At 62.1% G+C, this 25,520-nt stretch carries 22 protein-coding genes; 5 read left to right on the forward strand and 17 right to left on the reverse strand.

Annotated features, from left to right (window positions below):
- Nucleotides 1-33: 33 nt before the first annotated feature.
- The 7 genes from J1G37_RS13355 to iolC all read right to left on the reverse strand — a co-directional run bounded on the left by J1G37_RS13355 (nt 34) and on the right by iolC (nt 8,280).
- Nucleotides 34-210: a hypothetical protein gene (locus J1G37_RS13355; RefSeq protein ID WP_167337367.1), complete on the reverse strand. Its 177-nt coding sequence runs from the start codon at nt 208-210 to the stop codon at nt 34-36.
- Nucleotides 211-338: 128 nt separating this feature from the next.
- Complete coding sequence (locus tag J1G37_RS13360) at nt 339-1,367, reverse strand: Gfo/Idh/MocA family oxidoreductase (protein ID WP_207042312.1); 1,029 nt, start codon at nt 1,365-1,367, stop codon at nt 339-341.
- Nucleotides 1,368-1,535: 168 nt separating this feature from the next.
- Entirely contained in the window at nt 1,536-2,546 is a 1,011-nt protein-coding gene (locus J1G37_RS13365) for a Gfo/Idh/MocA family oxidoreductase (protein WP_207042313.1), read from the reverse strand.
- 19 nt (nt 2,547-2,565) lie between these two features.
- A complete protein-coding gene (gene iolD / locus J1G37_RS13370) occupies nt 2,566-4,497 on the reverse strand; it encodes a 3D-(3,5/4)-trihydroxycyclohexane-1,2-dione acylhydrolase (decyclizing) (protein WP_207042319.1) in 1,932 nt (643 codons plus the stop codon).
- Nucleotides 4,498-4,507: 10 nt separating this feature from the next.
- Nucleotides 4,508-5,296, reverse strand: coding sequence for a 5-deoxy-glucuronate isomerase (gene iolB, locus J1G37_RS13375; RefSeq protein WP_207042322.1), 789 nt, complete (start codon nt 5,294-5,296; stop codon nt 4,508-4,510).
- A complete protein-coding gene (gene iolE / locus J1G37_RS13380; RefSeq protein WP_207042325.1) occupies nt 5,293-6,186 on the reverse strand; it encodes a myo-inosose-2 dehydratase in 894 nt (297 codons plus the stop codon). The genes iolB and iolE overlap by 4 nt, the downstream gene beginning before the upstream one ends.
- Before the next feature lie 156 nt (nt 6,187-6,342).
- Complete coding sequence (gene iolC, locus J1G37_RS13385) at nt 6,343-8,280, reverse strand: 5-dehydro-2-deoxygluconokinase (protein WP_207042326.1); 1,938 nt, start codon at nt 8,278-8,280, stop codon at nt 6,343-6,345.
- 285 nt (nt 8,281-8,565) lie between these two features.
- Here iolC and J1G37_RS13390 point away from each other — a divergent pair, with 285 nt between their 5' ends.
- On the forward strand, nt 8,566-9,462 hold the full coding sequence (locus J1G37_RS13390; protein ID WP_207042328.1) for a MurR/RpiR family transcriptional regulator: 897 nt from the start codon (nt 8,566-8,568) through the stop codon (nt 9,460-9,462).
- Here the strand turns inward: J1G37_RS13390 and J1G37_RS13395 are convergent.
- Nucleotides 9,392-10,870: a PLP-dependent aminotransferase family protein gene (locus tag J1G37_RS13395; protein WP_207042330.1), complete on the reverse strand. Its 1,479-nt coding sequence runs from the start codon at nt 10,868-10,870 to the stop codon at nt 9,392-9,394. The two genes, J1G37_RS13390 and J1G37_RS13395, sit on opposite strands and share 71 nt — an antisense overlap.
- Nucleotides 10,871-10,962: 92 nt before the next feature.
- Between J1G37_RS13395 and J1G37_RS13400 the strand changes: the two genes are divergently transcribed.
- Nucleotides 10,963-12,177 carry a multidrug effflux MFS transporter gene (locus tag J1G37_RS13400; RefSeq protein ID WP_207042332.1) on the forward strand — a complete coding sequence of 405 codons (1,215 nt, stop codon included), beginning with the start codon at nt 10,963-10,965 and terminating at the stop codon, nt 12,175-12,177.
- A gap of 2 nt (nt 12,178-12,179) precedes the next feature.
- Here J1G37_RS13400 and J1G37_RS13405 read toward each other — a convergent pair whose 3' ends face one another.
- Together J1G37_RS13405 and J1G37_RS13410 are read right to left on the reverse strand one after the other, a co-directional pair.
- Entirely contained in the window at nt 12,180-13,067 is an 888-nt protein-coding gene (locus J1G37_RS13405; protein ID WP_207042333.1) for a hypothetical protein, read from the reverse strand.
- A 273-nt stretch (nt 13,068-13,340) separates the two neighbouring features.
- Nucleotides 13,341-14,225, reverse strand: coding sequence for a hypothetical protein (locus J1G37_RS13410; protein ID WP_207042334.1), 885 nt, complete (start codon nt 14,223-14,225; stop codon nt 13,341-13,343).
- Between the two features lie 411 nt (nt 14,226-14,636).
- Between J1G37_RS13410 and J1G37_RS13415 the strand changes: the two genes are divergently transcribed.
- On the forward strand, nt 14,637-15,320 hold the full coding sequence (locus J1G37_RS13415; RefSeq protein ID WP_003219726.1) for a response regulator transcription factor: 684 nt from the start codon (nt 14,637-14,639) through the stop codon (nt 15,318-15,320).
- Nucleotides 15,298-16,692, forward strand: a complete 1,395-nt coding sequence (locus J1G37_RS13420) for a HAMP domain-containing sensor histidine kinase (protein ID WP_207042335.1) — start codon at nt 15,298-15,300, stop codon at nt 16,690-16,692. Before J1G37_RS13415 ends, J1G37_RS13420 begins: the two co-directional genes overlap by 23 nt.
- A gap of 134 nt (nt 16,693-16,826) precedes the next feature.
- On the opposite strand, the gene J1G37_RS13425 is transcribed toward J1G37_RS13420, so the two are convergent.
- The 4 genes from J1G37_RS13425 to J1G37_RS13440 are packed head-to-tail and all read right to left on the reverse strand — an operon-like array spanning nt 16,827 to nt 21,064.
- On the reverse strand, nt 16,827-17,243 hold the full coding sequence (locus J1G37_RS13425) for an SRPBCC family protein (protein ID WP_207042336.1): 417 nt from the start codon (nt 17,241-17,243) through the stop codon (nt 16,827-16,829).
- A gap of 57 nt (nt 17,244-17,300) precedes the next feature.
- The gene (locus tag J1G37_RS13430) at nt 17,301-18,596 is read right to left on the reverse strand and encodes an FAD-binding oxidoreductase (RefSeq protein WP_207042337.1); all 1,296 of its coding nucleotides are present in this window, start codon (nt 18,594-18,596) and stop codon (nt 17,301-17,303) included.
- Nucleotides 18,593-19,681 carry a polyamine ABC transporter substrate-binding protein gene (locus J1G37_RS13435; protein ID WP_207042338.1) on the reverse strand — a complete coding sequence of 363 codons (1,089 nt, stop codon included), beginning with the start codon at nt 19,679-19,681 and terminating at the stop codon, nt 18,593-18,595. The genes J1G37_RS13430 and J1G37_RS13435 overlap by 4 nt, the downstream gene beginning before the upstream one ends.
- A 24-nt stretch (nt 19,682-19,705) precedes the next feature.
- Nucleotides 19,706-21,064 (reverse strand): glutamine synthetase family protein, encoded by a 1,359-nt coding sequence (locus J1G37_RS13440; protein WP_124526338.1) that lies wholly within the window; start codon nt 21,062-21,064, stop codon nt 19,706-19,708.
- A 129-nt stretch (nt 21,065-21,193) separates the two neighbouring features.
- Here J1G37_RS13440 and J1G37_RS13445 point away from each other — a divergent pair, with 129 nt between their 5' ends.
- Nucleotides 21,194-22,081, forward strand: coding sequence for a helix-turn-helix domain-containing protein (locus J1G37_RS13445; protein WP_207042339.1), 888 nt, complete (start codon nt 21,194-21,196; stop codon nt 22,079-22,081).
- 132 nt (nt 22,082-22,213) lie between these two features.
- On the opposite strand, the gene J1G37_RS13450 is transcribed toward J1G37_RS13445, so the two are convergent.
- From J1G37_RS13450 to J1G37_RS13460, 3 genes are read right to left on the reverse strand one after another with little or no spacing between them, the layout of a single operon-like run.
- The gene (locus J1G37_RS13450; RefSeq protein ID WP_207042340.1) at nt 22,214-23,317 is read right to left on the reverse strand and encodes an acetoin dehydrogenase dihydrolipoyllysine-residue acetyltransferase subunit; all 1,104 of its coding nucleotides are present in this window, start codon (nt 23,315-23,317) and stop codon (nt 22,214-22,216) included.
- The gene (locus J1G37_RS13455; RefSeq protein ID WP_207042342.1) at nt 23,314-24,333 is read right to left on the reverse strand and encodes an alpha-ketoacid dehydrogenase subunit beta; all 1,020 of its coding nucleotides are present in this window, start codon (nt 24,331-24,333) and stop codon (nt 23,314-23,316) included. The genes J1G37_RS13450 and J1G37_RS13455 overlap by 4 nt, the downstream gene beginning before the upstream one ends.
- A 26-nt stretch (nt 24,334-24,359) precedes the next feature.
- A complete protein-coding gene (locus J1G37_RS13460; RefSeq protein WP_207042344.1) occupies nt 24,360-25,337 on the reverse strand; it encodes a thiamine pyrophosphate-dependent dehydrogenase E1 component subunit alpha in 978 nt (325 codons plus the stop codon).
- Between the last annotated feature and the right edge of the window lie 183 nt (nt 25,338-25,520).

Raw genomic sequence — 25,520 nt, forward strand, 5'->3', positions numbered from 1 at the left:
AGTTTCTTGTTGGTTTTTTGGACGTTGCGTTTATCAGAGCTCGGCAGGCAGCCGGACGACGGGTGCACCTGGAATACAGCACACCAGCGCGCCTTTGTTTTCGACGCACAACACATTGAGAAAGGAGAAGTAGAACGGCCGGGCGCGGGGCAGGCCGCGTGGCGCAAGGGCTGGGCGTAAAACTCGCAGTACAGCGTTGAAGATTTTCATCTGACGGTACCTGGTTGTTTTTGATCTTGTTTTTGTTGAGTCGCCCGGATCGAGGCCGAGACGTACTTTATGCAACCTGGAAAAGACTTTATTGGAAAATAATTTCCATATCAACCTGTTTTAGAATTTTATTCTATTTTTGTTGAAACCACCTGCTGACGCTCGGCGCTGAGGCGTGCGGCGTCCAATATACGGGTGGTTTCCAGCGCGTCATAGGCATCCACCGGCAATGGCCCCTGCCCTTGTACAGCCCGTTGCAACTGCTGATAGAACTGCGTCCAGCAGCCCTTTTCCGACGGCACCCGCTCGCGCTCCGGGCCTTGTTCGAACCAGCCCCAGCGCCGATGTTCTTCCGCGCCCCAATGCTCACCTTCGGTTTTCGGCGTCTTGCCGGCCATCAACGCCTCTTCCTGGCCGTCCAGCCCTTCGACGGTGTAGCAACCCAGGGTGCCACTCACGCGAAAACGCGGCGCCTGGCTGTTTTGCAAGGCGCTGCCCCACAGGTGGGAAATCACCCCATTGGCGTGGGTCAGGCAGACGAAAAAGCCATGGTCGAGGCTCGGGTGCTCCGCGCTGAACTGCAACTGCGCGAACACCCGATCCACCGGGCCGAACAATTGCAGGGCCTGGTCCACCAGATGGCTGCCGAGGTCACGCAACCAACCGCCGCCGCTGGCATTGCCGACGGCCTGCGGGCTGTAGCGCTCCACGCGGGATTCAAAGCGGGTGATGCTGCCCAGGGCACCGGCATCGATGAGTTTGCGCAGGGTCAGGTAATCCGAGTCCCAGCGCCGGTTCTGGTAGACGCTCAGCAGCACCTCATGGCGTTCGGCGGCGGTAATCAACGCCTGGGCCTGCTCGGCGTTGGCGGCGAAGGGTTTGTCGCTGACCACGGGGATGCCATGTTCGATGGCTTCCAGCACCAGGGCTGGGCGGCCTTTGAGGGTGGTGGAGATGACCAGGGCGTCAACGCCGGCTTCGACGATCTGGCCGATGGAATCAAAGGCCTTGAGGCCGGGGTGGTCGGTTGCCAATTGCTGGCGGCGTTCGGGGGATCGTGTGACGACGCCGACAAAGGTCGCGCCGGGCAAGGTTGCAATCAGCGGCGCATGAAAAAAGCGCCCTCCGTGGCCGTAGCCGACTAGTCCGATTCGCATACATACACTCCTTACTTGAACTGCAAACCCGATTCAAATGTGGGAGCTGGCTTGCCTGCGATAGCGGAGTGTCAGGCTACACATCTGTAACTGATATACCGCTATCGCAGCGATGCGGCGGCCCGACAAGCCAGCTCCCACAGTTTTTAATCGGGTTTCTTCAGTGGGTCAGCCGTAGAAGTGTGGGCGATCCGGCAAGCTCACTTTCACAATCTGCTCGCTGTTCTGCGCTTCGATACACGCATCCGCCGCCACCGCCGCCGCAAACCCATCCCACGCCGACGGCCCACCCACCTGCCCGGCACGCACGCTGTCGATAAACGCCTGCAACTCCACGTCATACGCACCGATAAACCGGTCCTTCCAGTCCATCAGAATCGCATTGGACAGCTTGGCGCCACTGCGCAGTTGTACCTGTGAAGGCTCCGGCAGCTTGGCAATACCGGTCTCCCCCACCACTTCGCACTGGATGTCGTAGCCGTATTGGCAGTTCACAAACACTTCCACGTCGATGCGCGTGCCCTTGGCGGTTTCCAGCAGCACGATCTGCGGGTCGCGCAGGTGGGCCAGGGCCTTGCTGGTCTTGCGCGGGAACACCACCTGCACCGACACGTAGTCGTCGTTGAGCAGCCAACGCAACACATCCAGCTCGTGGATCAGGGTGTCGGTGATGGCCATGTCAGTCTTGTAGTTCTCGCCCACCGTCGGGTTGCGGTGCGCGCAGTGCAGCATCAGCGGCTCGCCGATCTGGCCGCTGTCGATCACCGCTTTCAGGGCGCGATAACCTTCGTCATAGGGGCGCATGAAACCGACTTGCACCAGGCGCTTGCCGTAGGCAACTTCGGCGTCGACGATCTTGCGGCAGCCGGCGGCGGTGACCGCCAAGGGCTTTTCGCAGAACACCGGCTTGCCCGCAGCGATGGCGGCGAGCACGAACTCTTCGTGGCTCGGGCCCCAGGAGGTGACGAGCACCGCTTCGACTTCGGGCGCGTTGATCAGCGCGTGGCCGTCGGCATACACCTCGGCGCTGATGTTCAAGTCCGCCACCACCTTGGCCGCTTGCTCCAGGTTGATATCGGTCACCGCCACTACCTGGCTATTGAGCAGGGTCTGGCTGCAACGACGGATGTGGTCACGGCCGATGGCGCCGGTACCGATGACTCCAAGCTTCAACGACATGTAAAAACTCCTCTTGTTATTAGTACTGCCGGGCTTTCGCCAGCTGTTCATTGAGTTTTTTTGCAGCAGCATTCGTGCGTTCGCTGGTGGACACCTGCGCCACGCCCACCCGCCACCACGACAGGTAGCCGTGGATCATGGTTTTTGGCAGGACCTTGATATCAATCAGCGTCGACACCGTTTGTGTACGCGCATCCGCCAGCGCCGCTTCGAGCTGTGCCACGGTGCTGACCTTGTAGGTCTTGCAGCCATAGGCCGCCGCGCTCATGGCGAAGTCCACCGGCACCAGGCCGCCGTCGAGCTTGCCGCTCTCGGGGTTGCGGTAGCGGAACTCGGTGCCGAAGCTGTCCATGCCATTGCCGATCTGCAGGTTGTTGATGCAACCAAAGGCCATGTTGTCCAGCAGCACCACGTTGATCTTGCGCCGCTCCTGGATCGAGGTGGCCAGCTCCGAGTGCAGCATCATGTAGGAGCCGTCGCCGACCAGGGCGTAGACCTCTTTGCGCGGCTCGGCGAGTTTCACCCCCAGCGCGGCGTTGATCTCGTAGCCCATGCACGAATAGCCGTACTCGACGTGGTAGGTATTGACGCCCTTGCTGCGCCAGGCGCGTTGCAAGTCACCGGGCAGGCTGCCGGCGGCGGCGACGATGATCGCGTCGTCGGCCAGGGTGGCATTAAGCACGCCGAGCACGCGGCTCTGGGTCAGGCACGAGCCGGTCAGTTCGATAAATTCGCGCAGGACGCTGCGGTCGAGGTGGTCATCGACTTCGGGCACGAAACCGTCGCCGTCGTATTCCACCTGGTGCACACGATCGACCTCGGCATCCAGCTGGGCCTTGGCATTCACGATCTGCTCGCCCCAGCCAGAACGGTAGTCGCCCAAGGCATCGCCCAGTGCTTCAAGGGCCAACTGCGCATCGCCCAGCACTTGCACAGCGTCCAGTTTCAACACGTCGCAAGGGCTGATATTGAGGTTGAGAAACTTCACATCCGCGTGCTTGAACAACGACTTGGACGAGGTGGTGAAGTCGGTATAACGGGTGCCGATGCCAATGATCAGGTCAGCCTCCGGCGCCAGCAGGTTGGCCGCCAGGCAGCCGGTTTCACCAATGCCGCCGACGTTCAGCGGGTGGCTGGAAACCACCGCGCTCTTGCCCGCCTGGGTTTCCGCGAAAGGGATATCAAAACGCTCGGCAAACGCTTGCAGCGCGGCATTCGCGCCGGAGTACTTGACCCCGCCACCGCAGATAATCAGCGGCTTGCGCTTGCCACGGAACGCGGCCAGTGCATCGCCGATCATCGCGGGCGTGGCCGGGCGGCGGTCGATACGGTGCACACGCTTTTGCAGGAAATAGTCGGGGTAATCCCAGGCTTCGGCCTGCACATCCTGCGGCAATGCCAAGGTGACCGCGCCGGTTTCAGCGGGGTCGGTGAGCACGCGCATCGCATGGATCGCCGCGGTCATGAGCTGTTCGGGACGGTTGATACGGTCCCAGTATTTGCTCACCGAACGGAACGCATCGTTGGTGCTGATGCTCAGGTCGTGGAACTGCTCGATCTGTTGCAACACCGGGTCGGGCTGGCGGCTGGCGTAGACATCGCCGGGCAACAGCAGCAGCGGTATACGGTTGGCGGTGGCCGTCGCGGCGGCGGTGAGCATATTCGCCGCACCAGGGCCGACCGACGCGGTACACGCGTAGATCTTGCGGCGCAGATGCTGCTTGGCAAAACCGATGGCTGCGTGGGCCATGCCCTGTTCGTTGCGGCCTTGATGCACCACCAGGTCACCGGCGTCCTGTTCCAGCGCCTGGCCCAGGCCCAACACGTTGCCGTGGCCGAAAATGGTGAACACGCCGGCGACAAACTTGCTCTGCACGCCATCGACTTCGATGTATTGGTTGTCGAGGAACTTCACCAGGGCCTGGGCCATGGTCAGTCGGGTTGTGGTCATGTCGCGCCCCTTAAAGGTCCAGTAGCCAGCTGTGCTGCGGGTCATTGTGGAAATGCCAGGCGCGTTTGGGGCCGGCCATCACGTTCAAATAATAGGACTCGTAGCCGTACGGCACGCTGACCGGGTGATACCCCTTGGGCACCACCACCAGGTCGCTGTTTTCCACGGCCATGGCCTGGTCGATGCTGCGGTCGTCGGTGTACACGCGCTGGAACACGAAGCCCTGGGGCGGGTTGATCTGGTGGTAATAGGTTTCTTCGAGAAAGCTCTGGTGCGGCAAATCGTCGGTGTCGTGCTTGTGCGGCGGGTAGCTCGACGAATGCCCCGACGGCGTGCGCACTTCCACCACCAGCAGCGAATGGGCCGGCGAGGTGTCCGGCAGGATGTCGCACACGTAGCGGGTGTTGGCGCCCTTGCCGCGCACGCTGCGCTTGCAGTCTTCCGGGCGGATCAGACGCGGCTCGTAACCGCCCGCACCGGGGGCGGCACACACGGCGATCTGCACATCGCTCAAGGCAGTAACCTGGGCGACGGTGCCGGGCGGCAGGTAGGCGGCAAACGGTGATTTGTCTTCAAACACCGACTGGCGATCACCGAGGTTCTGCCAGTTGAAGCCCTCGCCTTCGATGTTCACCCGGCCGCTGAGCAGCACCAGGCACAGCTCTTTATCAGCGGCGCTGACCGGCAGGGTTTCCCCCAGGCTCAAGCGGTAGGCCTTAAAGCCCACGTATTCCAGGCGCCCGTCTTCGAGGGCGACCATGGTTTGCCCGCGTTTGTTGCTCTTGACCAACAGGCTCATGCTTTTGTCCTCTCAGTGAGAAGCGCACGCAGGGTGTCGTAGCCCTTTTTTGCATAGATATAGCTGGGCGCCACGGCCGGGTCCTGCTCGGCTTCCACCACCAGCCAGCCTTCGTACTTCGCCGCCAGCAACACGTCGAGCAGTTCGCCAAATTCGATATCGCCATCACCCGGCACCGTGAAGGTGCCGTTGACGATGCAATCCGGGAAGCTCCACATCTGGTTGCGCGCCAGTTGCACCACCGGCTTGCGCACGTCCTTGAAATGCACGTGGCAGACGCGGCCGATGTGTTTTTTCAGCACCTCGAGCGGCTCGCCGCCGCCCATGTAGCAGTGGCCCGAATCGAACAGCAGGCCGACTTCCGGGCCGGTGCGGCGCATCAGTTGGTCGATGTCTTCCGGGGATTCGACGTAGGCGCCCATATGGTGGTGGTACGCCAGGCGCACGCCTTGGGACAGGGTGAAGCGCGCCAGCTCAGTGAGCTTGTCGGCGTATTCCTGCCAGGCCTGTTCGCTGTGGAAACGCGGGCGTTCGATCAGGCGGATACGTGAGCCCTGGATCGAGTCGGCCACTTCGCCATACACCAGCACTGTCGCGCCGTTTTGTTTCAGCAGTTCGACGTGAGCGGCGATGGCCTCGATTTCTTCCGCCACCGAACGCCGCGCCAGGCGGCTGGAATACCAGCCGGAGACCAGCGCCAGGTCGTAGGGGCGCAGCACATCGCCGACGCCCTTGGCGTCCTTGGGGAACTTGCCGTTGAGTTCAAAACCTTCGTAGCCGATTTCCTTGCCTTCGCTCAGGGCGGTGCTCAGGGGCGTTTCACCGCCCAGGGCCGGCAGGTCGTCGTTGCTCCAGGAAATCGGGTTGATGCCAATTCGGATTGCGGGCATGGCTGCACCTTTTATTGTTTTAGCCTGAGATCACTGAGATCTGCTGTCTGTGGGAGCTGGCTTGCCTGCGATTGCAGTGTGTCAGGCAATGAATCTGTGACTGGTAGACCGCTATCGCAGGCAAGCCAGCTCCCACATTGGAATGCATTTCAAATGTTAAGCGCGGGCGCTGCGCCAGGCGTTGATCAGCTGTTCAAAGGTCGCCTGCACCCGCAGGATCAACGTCTCATCATCAATCTCCCCCGCCAGCCATGCACGGCTTGGCTCCTGGAAGATCGTGCGGCCCACCGCAAAACCACGGCAAGTCGTGCTCTGGCTGGCTTGCTGGAAACCCTCGGCCAGGCATTCGGCCGAGGCGTTCAGCCCCAGCAGCACCACGCCACGGCAGTACGGGTCGCGTTCCTGGATCAGTTCATCGAGCTTTTTCCAGTCCTCGGCCAACTGCGCCTCGATCTTCCACCACGCCGGGTAGATACCCAGGTTGTACAAGCGCTTGAGGCTGCGATACAGCACATCCGGGTAAGTGGACGGGTGATCCTTGGGCGGGATGACTTCCAGCAGCAGCTCATGGCCACTGACCACGGAGGCGTCATACACCGCCTTGAGCTGGGCTTCCTGCTCAAGACGCAGCAGCGGTTCGTCGTCCGGGTGGTATTGCACCAGGCACTTGATGATTTGTTCCTGGGGCCAGGCGATCAGGTTGCTGCCCAGCGAACGCCCGTGTTCCAGCGCCAGGGGCCGCGAGTTCTGCACTTCCACCGGGCGCGCGATCCACCAGCCGCGACCGCTGGCGGCGTTGAGCGCGTCCTGGCCAAAGCGCTGGTCGGCCAGCAGGCCGACATCGGCCTCGACGCCCTGCTCGCTCAGCTTGCGTTCCACACGTTCGATGGCCTGGATAAACAGTTGCTTGATCGCGCTGATGCGCGTGGTGTCCTGGCCGCCGCGCTGGGCCAGGTCCACCAGTTGCCAGCGGTGGTCGAAGGCAAAGATGAACAGTTGCTTCCAGGCTTTGCGCGGCACCGTCACACGGTGCAGGCGTTGCAGGGTTTCGTCGCGGTCCGGGCGGGTGATGGGCACCGGGCTGTTGAACAGGTATTCCAGTTCGGCCGGGGTCGGCATGGCCGGCGCGCAGGCGTGGCGCGAGACGACGAGGCCACCGCAGGCATTGGCCAATTGGCTGCATCGCTCATCACTGGCGTCGTTGATCCAGCCGCTGAGGAAGCCCGACATGAACGCATCGCCAGCGCCGAGCACATTGAGCACTTCAACCCGCACACCCGGGTAGATCGCGCCGTCTTCCAAGCGGGCCGGGATCGCGCCGTGGATCACCGTGCAACCCTGCGGGCCGAGCTTGACCACCAGGGTCGCCGGCGTCAGCTCGCGCACGCGGCGCAGGGCCGTGAGCAGATCTTCGCTGCCGCCCGCAATGAGGAATTCTTCTTCCGTGCCGACAATCAGGTCGAAACGCGGCAGGATCGTCTGCACATGCGCGCTGACAGTCTGGTCGGCAACAAACCGTGTCTCGCCGTCGGCCTTGCCCGCCAGGCCCCACAGCACCGGGCGGTAGTCGATGTCCAGCACGCGCTTGACGTTGTGCTTGGCCGCATAGTCCAGCGCCTGGATGCTGGCCTTGTACACGCTGTCGGTGGAGAAATGCGTGCCGGTGATCAGCAGGGCTTTGCTGGAGGCAATAAAGGCTTCGTTGATGTCTTCGGCGCGCACGGCCATGTCGGCGCAGTTTTCGCGGTAGAACACCAACGGGAAGGTTTCGCGGTCCTTGAGGCCCAGCAGCACCAGCGCGGTGAGGCGCTCCGGGTCAACCTTGATGCCGCTGACATCGCAGCCTTCACGGGCCAGGGATTCAACAAGGAAGCGCCCCATATGGTCGTCGCCGACCCGGCTCAACATCGCCGACTTGAGGCCAAGCCGGGCGGTGCCAAAGGCGATATTGGCGGAGGAACCGCCGAGGTACTTGGCAAAGCTGGACACGTCCTCAAGCCGCGCACCCACTTGCTGCGCATAGAGGTCGACGCCCAGGCGCCCGAGGCAAATCAGATCCAATTGACGCCCACTGGCAAAACGAGTCTGGCCCATGCTGGCTCCTGTTATTTTTATCAGCCTGCGTTGTGCCGCCGTGGCGACGGCAAACGCTCTTGGTGGGATGCAGACTAGAACGTCCGGCGACGGCAATCAATATTTATTCCATAATTATTTTTAGTGGAATATTTTTTCCAATACGTCAGCATAGAGGCACGCCAGCCGCCGTGCATCGTTTCAGCAGGCCACGCGGGCCGTGATGCCGGGGTATTTTTTTGCGCCTACCCTGTAGACTTGCGCCACCCATCAGCGCAACAGAACAACACGCCAGAAGGATTGCCCATGTCCGAGACCCCTTCACAAGACGCTCTCGCCAGCCCCCCGATCAATGCCGAGCGCCTGTTGCAGCTGATTACCGACGAATACGAAAGCCTGCCGCGCCAACTCAAGCGCATCGCCAGCTACATGAGCCAGCAGAGCGACCGCATCATGGTCGACCGCATCAGCGACATCGCCCGCGAGTGCGAAGTGCACCCGTCAGCCATCGTGCGGTTTTCCCAGCGCTTCGGCTTCAGCGGCTTCAGTGAGATGCAGGCTCTGTTCCGCGAGGCCTATACCCACAAGACCACGCCGGTGCAGAACTACCAGCAGCGCATCCGCAGCATGATTGCGAACAAGTCGCAGAAAGCCAGCGGCGGCGACCTGGCGCGCGAGTGTGTCAACGCGACCTTGAGCGGCATCGAGCGCCTGGGGCTGGAACTGGACGATGCCGCCTTCGACAAAGCCGTGGACCTGGTGGTAAATGCCGACAATATCTACGTGGTCGGCGTGCGGCGCTCCTTCGCGGTGGCCGATTACCTGGTCTACAACCTGCAACACACCAACAAACGCATCCACCTGATCTCCGGCCTGGGCGGCAGCTACCGCGAACAGATGCGCAGCGTGCGCGCCAATGACCTGGTGATCGCCATCAGCTTTACGCCCTACGGCAAAGAGACCCAGCACTGCCTGCGCATCGCCCAGCATCATCAGGCCAAGACGTTGATCATCACCGACAGCAACCTGTCGCCCCTGGCCAAGCGGGCGAACGCGGTGCTGCTGGTGAATGAGGGCTCGTCGTTTGCCTTCCGCTCGTTGAGCGCCACGTTGTGCCTGTGCCAGGCGTTGTTTATTGCAGTGGCGTATCGCCTGGAATTGAAGGTGGATGAGATTCACGAGCAGGTCGGGTTTGATGACTGACCAGTAGCCGCGCCAGTGCGCGGCCGTGATAGCGGATCTGCGCCAGGGTCAGGGCGGTGTAGCCAATGATCACCGCCGGTGGCAAGCCCAGCCCGTGGCAGAACTTGCCCAACGGTTGCAGCGTTAACCCGACTTGCGCAGCGCGGGCGCAGAAATCACCCTCCTCCACCCCCACCGGCAACCACAAAACAAAGTGCAACCCAGCCTGCTGGCCGCTGACGGTGCACCCCGGCAAGCAGTCGAGCAGCGCGTCACGCCGCGCCTGATACGCCTGGCGCGAAGCACGCAAGTGCCGCACAAACGCGCCGCTGCGCAGAAACTCCAGCAACCCCAACTGATCCGTGGCCCCCACCGAATGCCCGGTGAGTTGTAACGTGCGCAGCAGCGGGCGGCGCAGCACCTTGGGCACCACCATGAAGCCCACGCGCAACCCGGGAAACAGGTTTTTGTTGAAGCTGCCGCAGTAGATCACCCGATCACCGGAGTCCAGGGACTTCAGCGCGGCCAGGGGAGCGCTGTTGTAGTTGTATTCGCTGTCGTAATCGTCCTCGACCACCCAGGCATCGGCGCGGGCGGCCCAGTCCAGCAGCGCCAGGCGCCGCGACACCGACAGGGTCATGCCCAGCGGCGCCTGGTGGGCCGGGGTGACGTAGGCCAGGCGTGCCGTATCAGGGAGTTGGTCGGTGTCGAGACCGTCGCTGGTGACCGCAATGCCGTGGACATGCGCGCCCGCCAGACCGAACAAGCGTCGCGCCGGCAGATAGCCGGGGTCTTCCACACACGCGGTGTCACCCGGCGTGAGCACCGTGCGCGCAATCAGGTCGAGGGCGTGGCGGATGCCACTGGTGACAACCACTTCATCCGCCTCGCACTGCATGCCGCGATAGCTGCGCAGGTAGTCGGCGATCTGCGCACGCAACTCAGGCAGGCCGGCGGGATGGGCCGCTTCGAGCACGCCCGGGCCCACCGCCTGCAAACCACGGGAGATACAGCGGGCCCAGGCCTTCAAATCGAACAGGCTGGCATCCGGGCGCCGGGCAACAAAGGGCACATGGCTTTGCACGCCCGCGTCCGGTTGGTCGGGCACCGCCTCGCGGCGCGGCGCGGCACTCGCCACGGGGGCGGCAATAAATTGCTCGGGGATCACCGCACACACCCGCGTACCAGAGCCGGCCAGCCGCTGCACATAACCTTCGCTGTGCAACCGATCAAAGGCCGCTTCCAAGGTGCCACGGGACACCAGCCAACGCTGCGCCAGGCTGCGGGTGGACGGCAAGCGGCTGCCGGCCGGCAACTGCCGATTGAGGATGGCCGCGCGCAGGGCGTCGTAGGCGCCCTGCTGTTTCCCGGCGTCCAGGCTGTCGGGGCGCGGCAGGTCAAGGGCAGATGCAGCTTTTCCGCGGCTCATAGTGGTCCAGTCAGCTCAGCCGTAAGTGGCCCTCAGGATTAAACCACAATGGCGCTAGAGTTTGAGCCCTACTCCTTGCGAAGAAACTTCCCATGACCCAACGCGCCCTTTCCACCGGGTTCTGGCTGGTGTTGCTGACCGTGCTGATCGCCCTGCCGCGCATCACCCTGGACCTGCACCTGCCCGCCCTGCCGGCCATGGCCGACTACTTCCGCAGCAGCGATAGCCAACTGCAACTGACCCTGACGCTGTACACCCTCGGCTCGGCGATTTCCCTGCTCGTGGCCGGCCCGCTCACCGACCGCTTCGGCCGCCGCCCGGTATTGCTGGCCGGCCTGCTGTTGTATGTCGTTGCGACTGTGGCCTGTGCCCTGGCCGACAGCCTCACGGTGCTGATCATCGCCCGGCTGTTCCAGGCCCTTGGCGGTTGCTGCACCACGGTGATCGGCCGGGTGATCGTGCGTGACTACTTCGACCGCCACGAACAGGCGCGCTTGCTCGGGCTGATCTCCATGGCCATGGCCGTGTCACCCATGGCCGCGCCGGTGCTGGGCAGCCTGCTGCTGCCCTTTATCAATTGGCGCGGCCTGTTTGTGCTGCTGGGGGTGATTGGCGCCGTATTGTGCCTGGTGGTGTTTCGCCGCCTGCCCGAGACCCGCCCGCCAGAAGTCGCCGCCGCGCCGCCAAGCAATCTGTTGCGCATCTACAGCCAACTCCTGCGCGACCGTTATTTCCTGCGCTATTCCCTGGCCATTGGCTGCGTGTACAGCACGTATTTCCCGTTCATTGCAGAGTCGTCGGCGTTGTTGCAGCGGGGCTACGGCCTGTCTGCCACGGCCTATGCGCTGGTGTTTGCAGCGACCATCAGCGGCTACATGCTGGGCGCGAACCTATTCCGCCGATGGGTGCTGCGGTTCGAACCCGACCGTTTGATCGCAGGTGCCATCGCGTTGAACGTGCTGGGCTGCATGATGCTCGCGACCGCGACAGCGGTGCTGGCGGATCAGTGGCTGGCGATTGTGCTGCCGATGGTGGTGATCATGGTGTCAGTAGGGATGGTGATTCCGGCCTGTCAGTTGGCAGTGCTGCAGCCTTACGGCGCGATTGCGGGGACGGCGTCGGGGCTGTTCTTTTTTACCCAGATGTTTTTGACGGCGCTGAGCAGTTGGGCGACTGGGTTGTTGTCGGATGGTACAACCGCGCCCCTGGTGATCATGACATCGCTGGCCAGCGGATTGCTGCTGGGCGGCTGGTTGATGTCACGCCCGCCACAGGCCAGAGCGCATGTGGCGAACGAGGCACAGTGATCTCAAGCCGTAATGTCGAAGGTTCCAGTGAACGTAAAGGTAGGCTCACTATTTTTTCGGAAGGTGCAACTCAGGGTCCCAACTGCGCGCCCTGAATCAGGTTTTGAGGTAAAGGTCAGCGTTCCTGCGATGGCATAGGCAAAACCATGGTCAGGGAAGTCAAAAAAGCTGACACGGGCTTCGGTGCTGGTGGCCAGATCAAAGGTTTGGCCAGTAGCGCCCTCATCCACCAGGATGGAGACAAAGGTGTCGCGTTGGGGAAATGCCTCTATCACCCGACCTTGCACATCGTAATACACCGGTACCCCGCCGAGATCGAAACGCTGGATGCTCACTTGCTGAGCATTGAATTGCGGGCTTGCAGGTCCACCCACAAACGTTCCGTTGAAGCTGCCGACCCCTTGCACCGGCGCGCCCTGGCGAATCGACTGGGAGGTGGTGAAACCTAGAAGATCAAATTTGCCGTTGGTGACCGTCACGCTCTTGGTGCCCGCCTGGCCCACAAAATCAAAACTCCCAACCGCCCGTTCGTTGGGGTGCAGCGCCAGCCGTAACTGGCCACTGGTCGCCTCGTAGGGCTGGGACCCACCATTTTCATATGCCCAATAATGGCTGCTAGCATCCTGTGGGAATATGTAACTGCGCTCGACCCCGTCAGCGGGTACAGACGCCGACAGCATACGGAAGTCAAAACCCAGGTTTTGATTGGGCGTAGGTCCCGTTACCTGGGTTGAATGCATTCTGAATTCGCCCCCGACCTGCAGCATCAACATTCTGTCGGGGTCGCCTACGTAATCATGATCCGCAGGAATGGCCTGCGGATTATTGACATGCGCAGTCAGGGTACCTGTAGTGCCTTGAGTCGACGGTGTTTTAAGGTTGGTTTTCATAGCGATAGCTCCTTAACAAATGAATCGTTACGGGTGATCGTCGAGTGGGTCGAATCAGACTAAGGCGACTCGCACGATTTCGATACTGTCAACATTGACAGGGCTATGCGCCGCACATTTTGCTTCACAAAAAAAACCGCGCCTGCAGGAGCAGGCGCGGCGTACTGAGCATCAGCTGGAGGATCAGTGCATGAAAATCGCGATCAAGATGATCACCGGAATCGGCACCCCGAGGAACCACAGCAGTAATGAGCGCATGATGTTCTCCTTGAATTAACGGACAAAGTGTTCGGTTTCGACATACACCACAGCATCGCGACGGCGACCGCCGTAGGTGGCAGCGAAGCTGGCAAAGAACGCGCCGATCAGCAGGGCAATGAAGGTCCACAGTGACGTGTAGGCAGCCACTTTGGCGGCGGTATCCGCGGCCTGCTTGGCTTTTAGCTTGGCGTCTTCCACTGCTTTACGGGCATCGCCATACACCTTGTCGATCCGCGCCTCGGCATCCGCCTGGCTGAGGTTGGTGCGCTGGCTGATCAACTGGGCCAGGTAGGCACGGTCTTCGGCGGCAAGTTGGCCATCGTTGCTCAGGGTCCGCGCGAAGATGCGTGCCACCACGCCGTGGGCGGCGTCGTCGCTGACCGCAACCGGGCGATCATCGCGGAACAGGCTGTCGACGTAGTAACCGAAGTCGTCGCCCTTGGCGGCAGTACCAACGGCCTGGGCAGCACCCGACACCACGCTGGCACCTGCTTTCACACCGCCACCGACCACACTGCTGACAGAACCGACGATCAACGTTGCCGCCACCAGCGTAGCGACGGCCCAGGACAGGAAGCCATGGGCGGTATCGCGGAAATACACCTCATCGCCATGCATATTGGCCCACTTCACCCGCAACCGGCCGGCGATGTAGCCGCCCAGGCCCGACGCGACGATCTGGGTAAAGGCCAGCCAGATAATCGTGGAAATGCCCAGTCCCTTGGCACTGATACCGCTGTCAGCCCACGGCGACACCGCCGAAAAGCCCAGGCCGAAGCCCAGCAGTACGAGGATCAGGGACAAGGCCGCCGCAGCAGCGGCCCCGGCAAAAATCGCGCCCCAGGAAACCCCGGAGCGCGCGCTCGATTCTTGCAACGTGGATGAGGATGTGATCATTGTTGTTTTGCTCCCGGCAGGAAAAATGGTGTTACATGTCTCGGAAGGGACAGTGCAGGCACCATGCCAGTCGACTGAAAATTAAATTACTTACGTTTTCAACAAGTTAAATAACTTGAACTTCCTGGGACCATGCAACTTGCAAGAACCGCCTCTTCAGGGCAGGCGTTATGCAACCTCCAGCCAAACACAAAACCTGTGGGAGCTGGCTTGCCTGCGATCGCGGTGTGTCAGGCAGCAAATCAATCCCTGATAGACCGCTATCGCAGGCAAGCCAGCTCCCACAGGGGCCAGTGGTGGGGCATGCATTTGTGGTGGTTTTGCCAACATGAAGTTTAATTTAGGAAGCGTTCAGGCATTTCTTGGCAAAATGCCCGCACTTCTAGTGTGAATCGCTCACCAGGTAATCCTATGACCCGCATTTTGACCATCGAGGATGATGCCGTAACAGCCCGCGAGATCGTCGCCGAGCTGAGTAGCCATGGACTGGACGTTGATTGGGTAGACAACGGCCGCGAAGGCTTGGTCCGCGCCGTGAGCGGCGATTACGACCTGATCACCCTCGACCGCATGCTGCCGGAACTCGACGGCCTGGCCATCGTCACCACCTTGCGCACCATCGGCGTGTCGACACCGATCCTGATGATCAGCGCCCTCTCCGACGTGGACGAACGCGTGCGCGGCCTGCGCGCCGGTGGCGATGACTACCTGACCAAACCCTTCGCCTCCGACGAAATGGCCGCCCGCGTCGAAGTGCTGCTGCGGCGCAAAAGCACGGTCAAGGAATTCGAAACCGCCCTGCGCGTGGCCGACCTGGAACTCAACCTGATCAGCCGCGAAGCCAGCCGCGCCGAGCAGCCGCTGAGCCTGCTGCCCACCGAATACAAGTTGCTGGAATTCCTGATGCGCAACACCGGGCAGATCCTCTCGCGCATGATGATCTTCGAGGAAGTCTGGGGTTATCACTTCGACCCTGGCACCAACCTGATCGACGTGCACATCGGTCGCCTGCGCAAGAAAATCGATCCACCGGGCCTCACGCCGCTGATCCGCACGGTACGAGGTTCCGGTTATGTCATTGCTGAACCCCTCTAAGGGCTGGCGTTCTTCCAGCAGCCGTTTGCTGGCGCTGTACAGTTCGCTGTTCGTGGCCTGGAGTTGCATCCTCATGGGCGTGTTGTATTACGAGGTGTCCGGTTACCTGGGCGACCTCTCGCGCCATTCCTTGATGCAGCGCCAGCACCTGTTCCAGCGCTTCGACGGCGAGGAACTGGTGGAAGCGCTGACCACCAGCATGACCTTCGACATGAAGGGCGTGGACGCCTATGGCCTGTTCGACGAGCAATTCAACCCGCTGAGCGGGCCGATCCGTGCCGTGCCGCCCGACTTGCCGCTGGACGGCAAGATCCACGCCCTGGCCAATTGCGTCGACTCCGATGACCCCAAGTTGCCCAAGGACAGCTGCGACGCGGTGGCCACCCATACCGACGACGGCCGCTGGCTGGTGCTGGTGCGCGCCAACGGTTCGCTGTTTGGCGTAACCCGGATCATCTGGCATGCGCTGCTGTGGGCGCTGTCGTTGACCATCATCCCCGGCGCCGCCGGCTGGCACCTGCTACGCCGCCGCCCATTGCGGCGCATTCGCGGCATTCAAGCCAGCGCCGAGGCCATCGTCGCCGGCGACCTGACCCACCGCCTGCCGCTGTCGAATCGGCGTGACGAACTGGACATGCTCGCCGCCATCGTCAACGCCATGCTCGACCGCATCGAAAAGCTGATGAACGAGGTCAAGGGCGTGTGCGACAACATCGCCCACGACCTGCGCACCCCGCTGACCCGCCTGCGTGCGCAGCTCTATCGCATCCGCCAAGAGGCCGAGCAGGACTCCAACTACGCGGTCAAGCTGGACGATGCGATTACAGAAACCGACACCCTGATGGCGCGCTTTCGCGGCTTGCTGCGCATCTCGGAGCTGGAAGACCACCAGCGCCGCTCGGGCTTCCTGGTGATGGACCCGCTGCCGCTGCTGCGCGAACTGCATGACTTCTACCTGCCGCTCGCCGAAGAAGGCGAGTTGCAACTGGTGCTCGACACCCCGGAATCCCTGCCCTGGATCACCGGCGACCGCGCCCTGTTGTTCGAGGCCCTGGCCAACCTGCTGAGCAACTCGATCAAGTTCTCCCCGGCGGGTGGCGAAGTGATCCTGCGGGCCGTGAACGACGCCGGCAGCACGCGCATCGAAGTGCACGACTCCGGGCCGGGCATCCCGATTGCCGAACGCAACGCGGTGTTCCAGCGCTTCTATCGTGTGGATGAAAACGACCAGCAAGGCGGGTTTGGCTTGGGCTTGTCGATTGTCGCGGCGATCATCAACTTGCACGGGTTCAAGTTGGAGGTGGGTAGCAGTGAAAGCGGCGGTGCGCGGTTGGTGTTGGAGTGCCGGCAGCAGCTGATGCCCGAAGCATGAGACCTGAGGTTCACACAAATCAACTGTGGGAGCTGGCTTGCCTGCGATAGCGGTACATCAGTCACCCTAGAGCTGGCTGACCCACCGCTATCGCAGGCAAGCCAGCTCCCACATGGGGTGTGCTGTATGTCAAATCAGGCCGGAAAATTTGCCCGCAGCGCCTCAACCCCACCTTTGTAGACACCGGCAAACAGCTCTTCCACCGCCGCATCCGTCACACCTTCCACCGGCGTGAACACACCCGACCAGGTCACCTTCGCCGACGCATCGCTCAACGCTTCAACCTGCAACGTCGCCAGGTAGGCACTCACCGGAAACGGCGATTGCTCGATGGTGTAGCTGTAGGTGCGCGCCACATTATCAAAGGTCTGCAACCGCTCCACGATCTCGCCACCGTCGGCGGTCGTCAGGTGACGCAGGCGGCCGCCTTCACTCGGTTCGCTCTTGGCGATCAGTGGCAGCCATTTCGGCAAGTCGTTGAAGCCGCCAACCAATGCCCAGACCTTGTCAGCGGATACCGGGATTTCAATTACTGCGGATGCTGTTGGCACGGTAAATCTCCAAAAAAGTCGTAGGAAAACGTCGCCCAGCCTGCCACGCCCGGCGCTTCAATGCATCAACTCCCGCAACCGATACCACAACATGCCCAACGCCAGCAGCGGCGAGCGCAAGGCCTTGCCGCCGGGAAATGTCATGTGCGGCACCTGGCTGAAAATATCCAGGCCCTGGCTGTGCCCAGCATGAATCGCCTCGGCCAGCAGGCGTGCGCACCAATGGGTCACGTTCAAGCCGTGGCCCGAGTAACCCTGGGCGTAGAACACGTTGGGGTATTGCTGCAAGCGCCCGACCTGAGGGAAACGGTTGGCGGTGATGCCAATCTTGCCGCCCCACTGGAAGGCGATGTCGGTGCCTGCCAATTGCGGGAACACCTTGAGCATTTTCGGCTGCATATATGCGGCGATATCGGCCGGATCGCGCCCTGAATAGTGGCAGGCGCCGCCGAACAGCAAACGTCGATCAGCGGACAGGCGGTAGTAATCCAGGCCGACTTTCTGGTCGCACAGCGCCAGGTTCTGCGGGATCAGTTCATTCGCCAATGCTTCGGACAACGGCTCGGTGGCGATGATATAGCTGCCCGCAGCCAGCACCTTGCCGCTCAGGCGTGGTTCCAATTCTTCGAGATGCGCATTGCAAGCCAATACCAGGTGGGTGGCGCGAACCGTGCCGCTGGCGCAACGCACTTGCACGGTGTCGCCGTGGATCAGCTCCAGCACTTCGGTGTGCTCAAAAATCCGCACCCCAAGGGACTCGGCCACCTGCGCCTCCCCCAGCACCAGGTTCAGCGGATGCAGATGCCCGGAGCCCATGTCCACCAGGCCTCCGGCATACATCGTCGAACCCACGACCTGCGGCATATCCTTCGCGCCGACGAGGCGGGTTTCATGGGCATATCCCATCGCCGCCAGATGTTCCTGCTCACCCTTGAACGCAGCGAATTGCGCCGACGTATTCGCCAGTTCACAAAAGCCCCAGCGCAGGTCGCAGTCGATGCCATGCGCGCGGATACGCTCGCCCACCAGCGCCACCGATTCGATCCCGGCCCGCTCCAGGTAGCGCACGCCCTCCTCGCCCACATGCTTGGCGAACCCCGACACATCGTGGCCGATGCCGCGAATCAACTGCCCGCCATTGCGCCCGCTGGCGCCCCAGCCAATGCGCCGGGCCTCCAGCAGGATCACCGAAAGCCCGCGCTGGGCCAGTTCGATGGCGGTGTTCACGCCGGTGAAACCACCGCCGATCACACACACATCGGCGCTCAGGTCAGCGCCCAACGCCGGGCGCTCGGGCATGGCGTTCGCCGAAGCGCGGTAGTACGACTGCGCGTGGTCACTGGACTGCATCATTTGTTGGTCTTCACTTTGCTCCAGGCGCGGGTCATCAGGCGCATGGTCGCCGGGGTCGGCGTGGTGGAAATATAGAGTTTGTCGAGCACTTCCTGGGACGGGTACACCTCGGGATTGTTCACCAGCTCCGGGTCCATGAAGGCCTTGGCCGCCGGGTTGGCGTTGGCGTAGCCCACCGAGGCGCTGACCTTGGCGATCACCTCAGGGTCGAGCAGGTAGTTGATGAAGGCGTGGGCTTGTTTCGGGTTGCTCGCATCAGCCGGAATGGCCAGCAGGTCAAACCACAGGTTGGAGCCCTCCTTGGGAATCGAATACGCAATATTCACGCCGTTCTTGGCTTCCTTGGCACGGTTGGCCGCCTGGAACACATCGCCGGAATACCCGAAGGCCACGCAGATATCACCGTTGGCCAGGTCCGAGATGTACTTGGAGGAATGGAAGTAGGTGATATACGGGCGCAGCGTCAGCAGCTTGGCCTCGGCCTGCTTGTAGTCCTCGGCATTCTCGCTGCGCGGGTCCTTGCCCATGTAGTTGAGGATCGCCGGGAACAGCTCATCGGCCGAATCGAGGAAGGCCACACCGCATTGGTTGAGTTTCTTGATGTTCTCCGGTTCGAACAGCACCGCCCACGAGTCGATATGGTCGATGCCCAGCACCTGCTTGACCTTGTCGACGTTGTAGCCGATGCCGTTGGTGCCCCACAAATAAGGTACGGAGTGCGCATTGCCCGGATCGTTCTTTTCCAGCAGCGCGAGCAATTTGGGGTCGAGGTTCTTGAAGTTGGGCAGTTGTGCGCGGTCCAGCTTGAGGAACGCACCGGCCTTCACTTGGCGCGCGAGGAAGTGGTTGGACGGCACCACCACGTCATACCCGGTGCGCCCGGCGAGCAGCTTGCCCTCCAGGGTTTCATTGGAGTCGAACACGTCATAGATCGGCTTGATCCCGGTCTTGGCCTGGAAATCGGCCAAGGTGGTTTCGCCGATATAGTCCGTCCAGTTGTAGATGCTGACCGTCGGCGCCGCCTGGCTGGTGCTGCTGAAGGCGGCCACCAGGGCCAGCGGGAGAAGCTTGTGCACAAGACGCATATCGACACCCCTTTTATGGATTTTTTAGACGCTCAACAGCAGGAACTCACGCTCCCAGGAACTGATCACCCGCTTGAAATTCTCATGCTCGGCGCGCTTCACCGCGACGTAGCCGCGCACAAACTTGTCGCCCAGGTAGTGCCTGACCGTGGCGCATTCCTCCATGCGCGCCAGGGCGTCCTCGATGGTGATCGGCAGGCGCAGGTTGCGCCGCTCGTAGGCGCGGCCTTCCACCGGCGCACTCGGCTCGATCTTCTCGATCATCCCCAGGTAGCCACACAGCAGACTAGCGGCTATCGCGAGATACGGATTGGCATCGGCGCCGGGCAGGCGGTTTTCCACGCGCATCGCATCCGGGCTGGAGGTGGGCACGCGCAGGCCGACGGTGCGGTTCTCTTCGCCCCACTCCACATTGACCGGTGCCGAAGTGTCCGGCAGGAAGCGGCGGAATGAGTTGACGTTGGGGGCGAACATCGGCAGCAGTTTGGGGATGTACTTTTGCAGGCCGCCGATATGCTGGAGGAACAGCTCGCTCATCTTGCCGTCCGCGTCGACAAACACCGGTTTGCCGGTGGCGATGTCCACCACGCTCTGGTGCAGGTGCATCGCACTGCCGGGCTCATCGGCCACCGGCTTGGCCATAAAGGTCGCCGCGACGTTGTGCTTGAGCGCCGCCTCGCGCAGGGTGCGCTTGAACACGGTGATCTGGTCGGCCAGGTCGAGGGCGTCGCCGTGGCGGAAGTTGATTTCCATCTGCGCCGGGCCGTCTTCGTGGATCAGCGTATCGAGGTCCAGGCCCTGGGCTTCGCACCAGTCATAGACGTCTTCGAACAGCGGGTCGAATTCGTTGGCGGCGTCGATGGAGAACGACTGGCGCCCGGTTTCCGCACGACCGGAGCGGCCCACCGGGGTTTTCAGCGGCAGGTCCGGGTCTTCGCAGCGCTGGGTCAGGTAGAACTCCATTTCCGGCGCGACAATCGGCTGCCAACCTTGGTCGGTGTACAGCTGGAGGACCTTCTTCAGCACGTTGCGCGGCGACAGCTCGATGGGGTTGCCCTGCTTGTCGAAGGTGTCGTGGATCACAATCGCGGTGGGCTCGATGGCCCACGGCACCACGTACGTGGCGTTGGACACCGGGCGGCAGACCATGTCGATATCGGCCGGGTCCAGCAGGTCGTAGTAGATGTCGTCGTCGACAAAATCCCCGGTCACCGTTTGCAGCAGCACACTTTCCGGCAGGCGCATGCCGCGCTCATGCAGGAACTTGTTGGTGGGCGCAATCTTGCCGCGGGCGATGCCAGTCAAATCACTGATCACGCATTCGACTTCGGTAATCTTGTGTTCTTTCAGCCAGGCGGACAGCTGATCGAAGGGGGCGTTCATAAGGACCTCGGCAGGGTTACCCGGCTTGTGTTGCCGGCGCATTGAGGTCTATCTTGGGCCGGCCTTCGAACCGCATCTATCCACTTTGCACGAACCACAGCGCACCAATAGAGTGCGCACGGATCTCCCATGACCCAGGCAACCGCCTCTCGCGTCCAGGCCTTCACCACTGGTGATGTGGCCGCCCAATGCAGTGCCACACCCGGTTGGGTGCAGCAGTACCAGCAGATGTCCCCGGGGCATTTTGCCGGGCAGATCCGCTACCTCGACCTGCAAGGTGTGGAAGTGTACGAAGAGTGCATGAACACGCGGGTGGAGCAGCATTTCAACGCGCCGCCGGGGTCATTGGCGTTCTGTTTCGACGGCAGCGATAACGCGCTGTACCTGCTCAACGGCGAAAGCCGCAACACCTGGATCACCCCGGAAAACTACCGCGAAGTGGCCGTGGTGTTCGGCCCCCAGTTCGTGCAGCGCCATGGCCTGGATGTCGCGAAGTTGGAAGGCCTGTTCATGGCCCCGCTGAGCGGCCAGCAAAATGCCCTGTTCACCCGCTGGCTCAGTGGCACGCTGACGCGCCTGCCCACCGTGATCGACCCCGTCAGCCTTACCCGGCAACTACTCGACGACTGCCTGTTTATCCTCGACAACGCCTGCGTGGGTCTGGACCGCAGCGCGTTGCAAAAACGCAGTGAAGCACGCCGCTTGATGGCGCGTATCGGCGAATGGGCGGCGGATGCACCGGACGAGACCGTCAACCTGCTGGAACTGGCGCAGATTGCCGGCGTGCCGTTGCGCCAGTTGCAGCAGGGGTTCAAAACCTACACCGGGATGAGCCCGGCGCAGTGGTTGAGGTTGCGCCGGTTGAATGGGGCGCGGCGGGAGTTGTTGAGTGGCGGCGATACCACCGTGGCGGAGGTGGCGATGAACTGGTCGTTTTGGCATTTGGGGCGGTTTTCCAACAGTTATCGGGCGTTGTTCAAAGAGCTGCCCAGTGAAACCCTAAGACGCCATGGTTAAAACGCGGTCAAAAACTGTGGGAGCTGGCTTGCCTGCGATAGCGGTGGGTCAGCTTGCTCATTTGGCACTGATACATCGCTATCGCAGGCAAGCCAGCTCCCACATAAGCCAGTTCCCACAGTTAGATCCCGATCAAGCTTGGGATTTGAGGAAAGTCGCCATCAGTTGGTTAACCTGCTCCGCCGCTTCCAACTGCACCATATGCCCCTGCCCCGGCAGCACCTCCACCTGCGCCTCCAACCCCTGCGCATGCCGCACCGGGATGATTACATCGTCACTGCCCCAGATCACCAGGCTCGGTTGGCGCCCGACCACATTGCGCAAGTCGAGGTTCTGCTGCCCGCCCGAGAACAACGCGGTATTAAGCTGACGCAACGCCTGATCCACCCCCTCCAACCGCTTGAACTTGAGCATGTCCTCCAGCATCTGCCGCGTCACCAACGCCGGATCGCTGAACAGTTGCGTCAGTTGCGGCTTGAGGGCGTTGCGGTTGCTGGCCTCGGCAAACCCTTGCAGGTACTCGCCGTTGATGTCCGCGCCAAGGCCGGCGCTGGCAATCAGGGTCAGCGAGGCGACGCGCGCGGGGGCTTGGTCGGCAACGGTCAATGAAACCAGGCCGCCCATGGAATGACCCGCCAGGTGCACGCGGTCCAACTGGAGATGATCGAGCAGGCCCAACACGGCCTGACTCAGCTCGCCAGCATCACCGCTGCGCAGTTGCTTGCCAGACTCGCCATGCCCCGGCAGATCCAGGGCGATCACCCGCCGCTCGGCGGCCAGCGCCGGTTGGTTGAACAGCCAGTTGTTCAGGTCGCCGCCAAAGCCATGCACCAATACCAGCGGTGTGCCGCCCTCGCCGAGGTCGAGATACCGCAGCAGACGCCCGCCGATCTCGACTTTCTGCGCACTCGGCCCCGACGCTTCGGCTTCGGCCGCACTGGCAACAAACCCGGCATTGAAGCTTTCGATCACCGCGTCAATCTCAGCGTCCGTGGCGTCGCCTTCGACGACAATCCCCAACAACGCGCCCACCGGCAAGGTCTCATCGCTCAGCGCCAGGACGCGGCGCAGCACGCCGCTGAACGGCGCTTCCACACTGCTGGAAATCTTGTCCGTCTCCACATCCAGCACTTCCTCGCCCTTCTCCACCCGGTCGCCGGGTTGCTTGAGCCAGATATCGATGCGCCCTTCGGTCATCGACAGCCCCCATTTGGGCATGGTCAGGGTATGGATCATGCGGCGTTCCTCTTGTCGGCGATCTTCAGCACGGCGGCCTCGATCTTCGCGGCGTTGGGGATGTACAGGTCTTCCAGTGCATCGGAGAACGGCACCGGTGTGTGCGGCGCGGTGACCATTTCAATCGGCGCGCGCAGGGACGCAAACGCCTGTTGCGCCACCAGCGCGCTGATATCGGTGGCAATGGAACAACGTGGGTTGGACTCGTCGATCACCACCAGCCGCCCGGTTTTCTCCACGCTTTCAAGGATGCTGTCGACATCCAGCGGGCTGGTGGTGCGCAAGTCCAGCACTTCGCAGTCGATGCCCTGGCGCGCCAGGTTGGCGGCGGCTTCGAGGGCGATATGCACCATGCGCCCGTAGGTCACCAGGGTCACGTCCTGGCCTTCGCGCACAAAGTTGGCTTCGCCGAAGGGCACGGTGTACAGCTCTTCCGGCACCTCGCCCTGGAGGCTGTAGAGCATCTTGTGTTCGAGAAAGATCACCGGATCGTTGTCGCGGATCGCCTGGATCAGCATGCCCTTGGCGTCATACGGCGTGGCCGGGCACACCACCTTGAGGCCGGGAATGTGCGTCCACATCGAGGTGAGCATCTGCGAATGCTGGGCCGCCGCGCGCAGGCCGGCGCCGTACATGGCGCGGATCACCAGCGGCGTGGTGGTCTTGCCGCCGAACATGTAGCGGAACTTGGCCGCCTGGTTGAGCAGTTGGTCGAGGCAGCAGCCGATAAAATCGACAAACATCAATTCACACACCGGGCGCATGCCACGGGTAGCGGCGCCGACCGCCATGCCGACATAGCCGACCTCGGACAACGGCGCGTCCAGCACGCGGTCGGGGAACTGCGGGTACAGGCCCTTGGTCACGCCGAGCACACCGCCCCAGGCGTCTTGTTCACCGGGCGCGCCGGTGCCGCCGCTGACATCCTGGCCGATGATGAACACGCTCTGGTCACGGCGCATTTCCTGGGCCAGGGCTTCGTTGATCGCTTGCTGGTAGCTGATTTTGCGAGCCATAAGATTCTCTCCAAATATTGTTGTTATTAGGGATAGGCGACGTAGACATCACTGAGCAGGTCGGCGGCTTGCGGCTTGGGATCGGACTTGGCGCGGCGCACGGCGTCTTCGATCAGCTGCGCGACTTCGCTGTCGATACGCTCGAATTGCGCCGCCTCCAACCAGCCCTCGGCGCTGCAACGCTGGCGGAACAGCGCCAGGCAGTCGGCGCTTTCCCGCAGGTTTTTCACTTCATCGGGGCCACGATAGGTTTGCGCATCGCCTTCGAAGTGGCCGTAGAAGCGGCTCAATTTCACCTCTACCAAGGTCGGCCCCTCGCCTGTGCGCGCCCGTTCGACGGCAACGCCGAGGGCGGCATGCACGGCGAAGAAGTCATTGCCATCGACGATCACCCCCGGCATGCCAAAGCCCACGGCACGCTCGGCGATGTCCTTGCACGCCACCGACCAACCGGAGCCGGTAGCCTCGGCATAACCGTTGTTTTCGGCGACGAACAGGCACGGCAACTTCATGATCGCGGCCAGGTTCATCGCTTCAAACACCGCGCCCTCGTTGGAGCCACCATCGCCAAAAAACGCCACGGCCACGCCCTGACTGCCCTTGAGCTTGGACGCCAGCGCCGCGCCCGCCGCCAGCGGTGCGCCGGCACCGACGATGCCGTTGGCGCCGAGCATGCCCTTCTCCTGGTCGGCAATGTGCATGGAGCCGCCCTTGCCGCCGCACACGCCGGTCTTCTTGCCGTAGATCTCGGCCATCATGCCGAACACATCCACGCCCTTGGCGATGCAATGGCCGTGGCCACGGTGGTTGGAGGCGATGCAATCTTCATCGTTGAGGTGGGCCATGACCCCGGCAGCACTGGCTTCCTGGCCGGCATACAGGTGCACAAAACCGGGGATCTCGCCGGTGGCGAACTCCACGTGCAGGCGTTCTTCGAAATCACGGATGGTGCGCATCACGGTGTAGGCATGCAGCAGTTGATCGGTGGACAGGTGAGTGGACATCTTGTTGTTCTCCAGGTTGTCTCGACACACAAAAGGCTGATCGTGTTCAGCTACAGGCCCTTCAGCACAGCCTGTGCCAAGGCCTGTAAAAACCTCGCAAAGCCTTGATCCAGAGCAGTTGTAGTGGTGCGGCACAGCACCGCAGAATGAGACGGCTGATTGCACGGCGCAGGCCGCGTCTCA

It is taken from the genome of Pseudomonas sp. Marseille-Q1929 (assembly GCF_017316265.1).
Classification (GTDB): domain Bacteria; phylum Pseudomonadota; class Gammaproteobacteria; order Pseudomonadales; family Pseudomonadaceae; genus Aquipseudomonas.

Coding starts and splice junctions, on each gene's coding strand:
- J1G37_RS13420 (WP_207042335.1), top strand. CDS start 15,298: ATGTCATTGCTGAACCCCTCTAAGGGCTGGCGTTCTTCCAGCAGCCGT.
- iolE (WP_207042325.1), bottom strand. CDS start 6,186: ATGCCCGCAATCCGAATTGGCATCAACCCGATTTCCTGGAGCAACGAC.
- J1G37_RS13410 (WP_207042334.1), bottom strand. CDS start 14,225: ATGATCACATCCTCATCCACGTTGCAAGAATCGAGCGCGCGCTCCGGG.
- J1G37_RS13365 (WP_207042313.1), bottom strand. CDS start 2,546: ATGTCGTTGAAGCTTGGAGTCATCGGTACCGGCGCCATCGGCCGTGAC.
- iolC (WP_207042326.1), bottom strand. CDS start 8,280: ATGGGCCAGACTCGTTTTGCCAGTGGGCGTCAATTGGATCTGATTTGC.
- J1G37_RS13445 (WP_207042339.1), top strand. CDS start 21,194: ATGACCCAGGCAACCGCCTCTCGCGTCCAGGCCTTCACCACTGGTGAT.
- J1G37_RS13390 (WP_207042328.1), top strand. CDS start 8,566: ATGTCCGAGACCCCTTCACAAGACGCTCTCGCCAGCCCCCCGATCAAT.
- J1G37_RS13405 (WP_207042333.1), bottom strand. CDS start 13,067: ATGAAAACCAACCTTAAAACACCGTCGACTCAAGGCACTACAGGTACC.
- J1G37_RS13395 (WP_207042330.1), bottom strand. CDS start 10,870: ATGAGCCGCGGAAAAGCTGCATCTGCCCTTGACCTGCCGCGCCCCGAC.
- J1G37_RS13355 (WP_167337367.1), bottom strand. CDS start 210: ATGAAAATCTTCAACGCTGTACTGCGAGTTTTACGCCCAGCCCTTGCG.
- J1G37_RS13360 (WP_207042312.1), bottom strand. CDS start 1,367: ATGCGAATCGGACTAGTCGGCTACGGCCACGGAGGGCGCTTTTTTCAT.
- J1G37_RS13435 (WP_207042338.1), bottom strand. CDS start 19,681: ATGCGTCTTGTGCACAAGCTTCTCCCGCTGGCCCTGGTGGCCGCCTTC.
- J1G37_RS13415 (WP_003219726.1), top strand. CDS start 14,637: ATGACCCGCATTTTGACCATCGAGGATGATGCCGTAACAGCCCGCGAG.
- iolB (WP_207042322.1), bottom strand. CDS start 5,296: ATGAGCCTGTTGGTCAAGAGCAACAAACGCGGGCAAACCATGGTCGCC.
- J1G37_RS13450 (WP_207042340.1), bottom strand. CDS start 23,317: ATGATCCATACCCTGACCATGCCCAAATGGGGGCTGTCGATGACCGAA.
- J1G37_RS13460 (WP_207042344.1), bottom strand. CDS start 25,337: ATGTCCACTCACCTGTCCACCGATCAACTGCTGCATGCCTACACCGTG.
- J1G37_RS13440 (WP_124526338.1), bottom strand. CDS start 21,064: ATGAACGCCCCCTTCGATCAGCTGTCCGCCTGGCTGAAAGAACACAAG.
- iolD (WP_207042319.1), bottom strand. CDS start 4,497: ATGACCACAACCCGACTGACCATGGCCCAGGCCCTGGTGAAGTTCCTC.
- J1G37_RS13430 (WP_207042337.1), bottom strand. CDS start 18,596: ATGATGCAGTCCAGTGACCACGCGCAGTCGTACTACCGCGCTTCGGCG.
- J1G37_RS13455 (WP_207042342.1), bottom strand. CDS start 24,333: ATGGCTCGCAAAATCAGCTACCAGCAAGCGATCAACGAAGCCCTGGCC.
- J1G37_RS13400 (WP_207042332.1), top strand. CDS start 10,963: ATGACCCAACGCGCCCTTTCCACCGGGTTCTGGCTGGTGTTGCTGACC.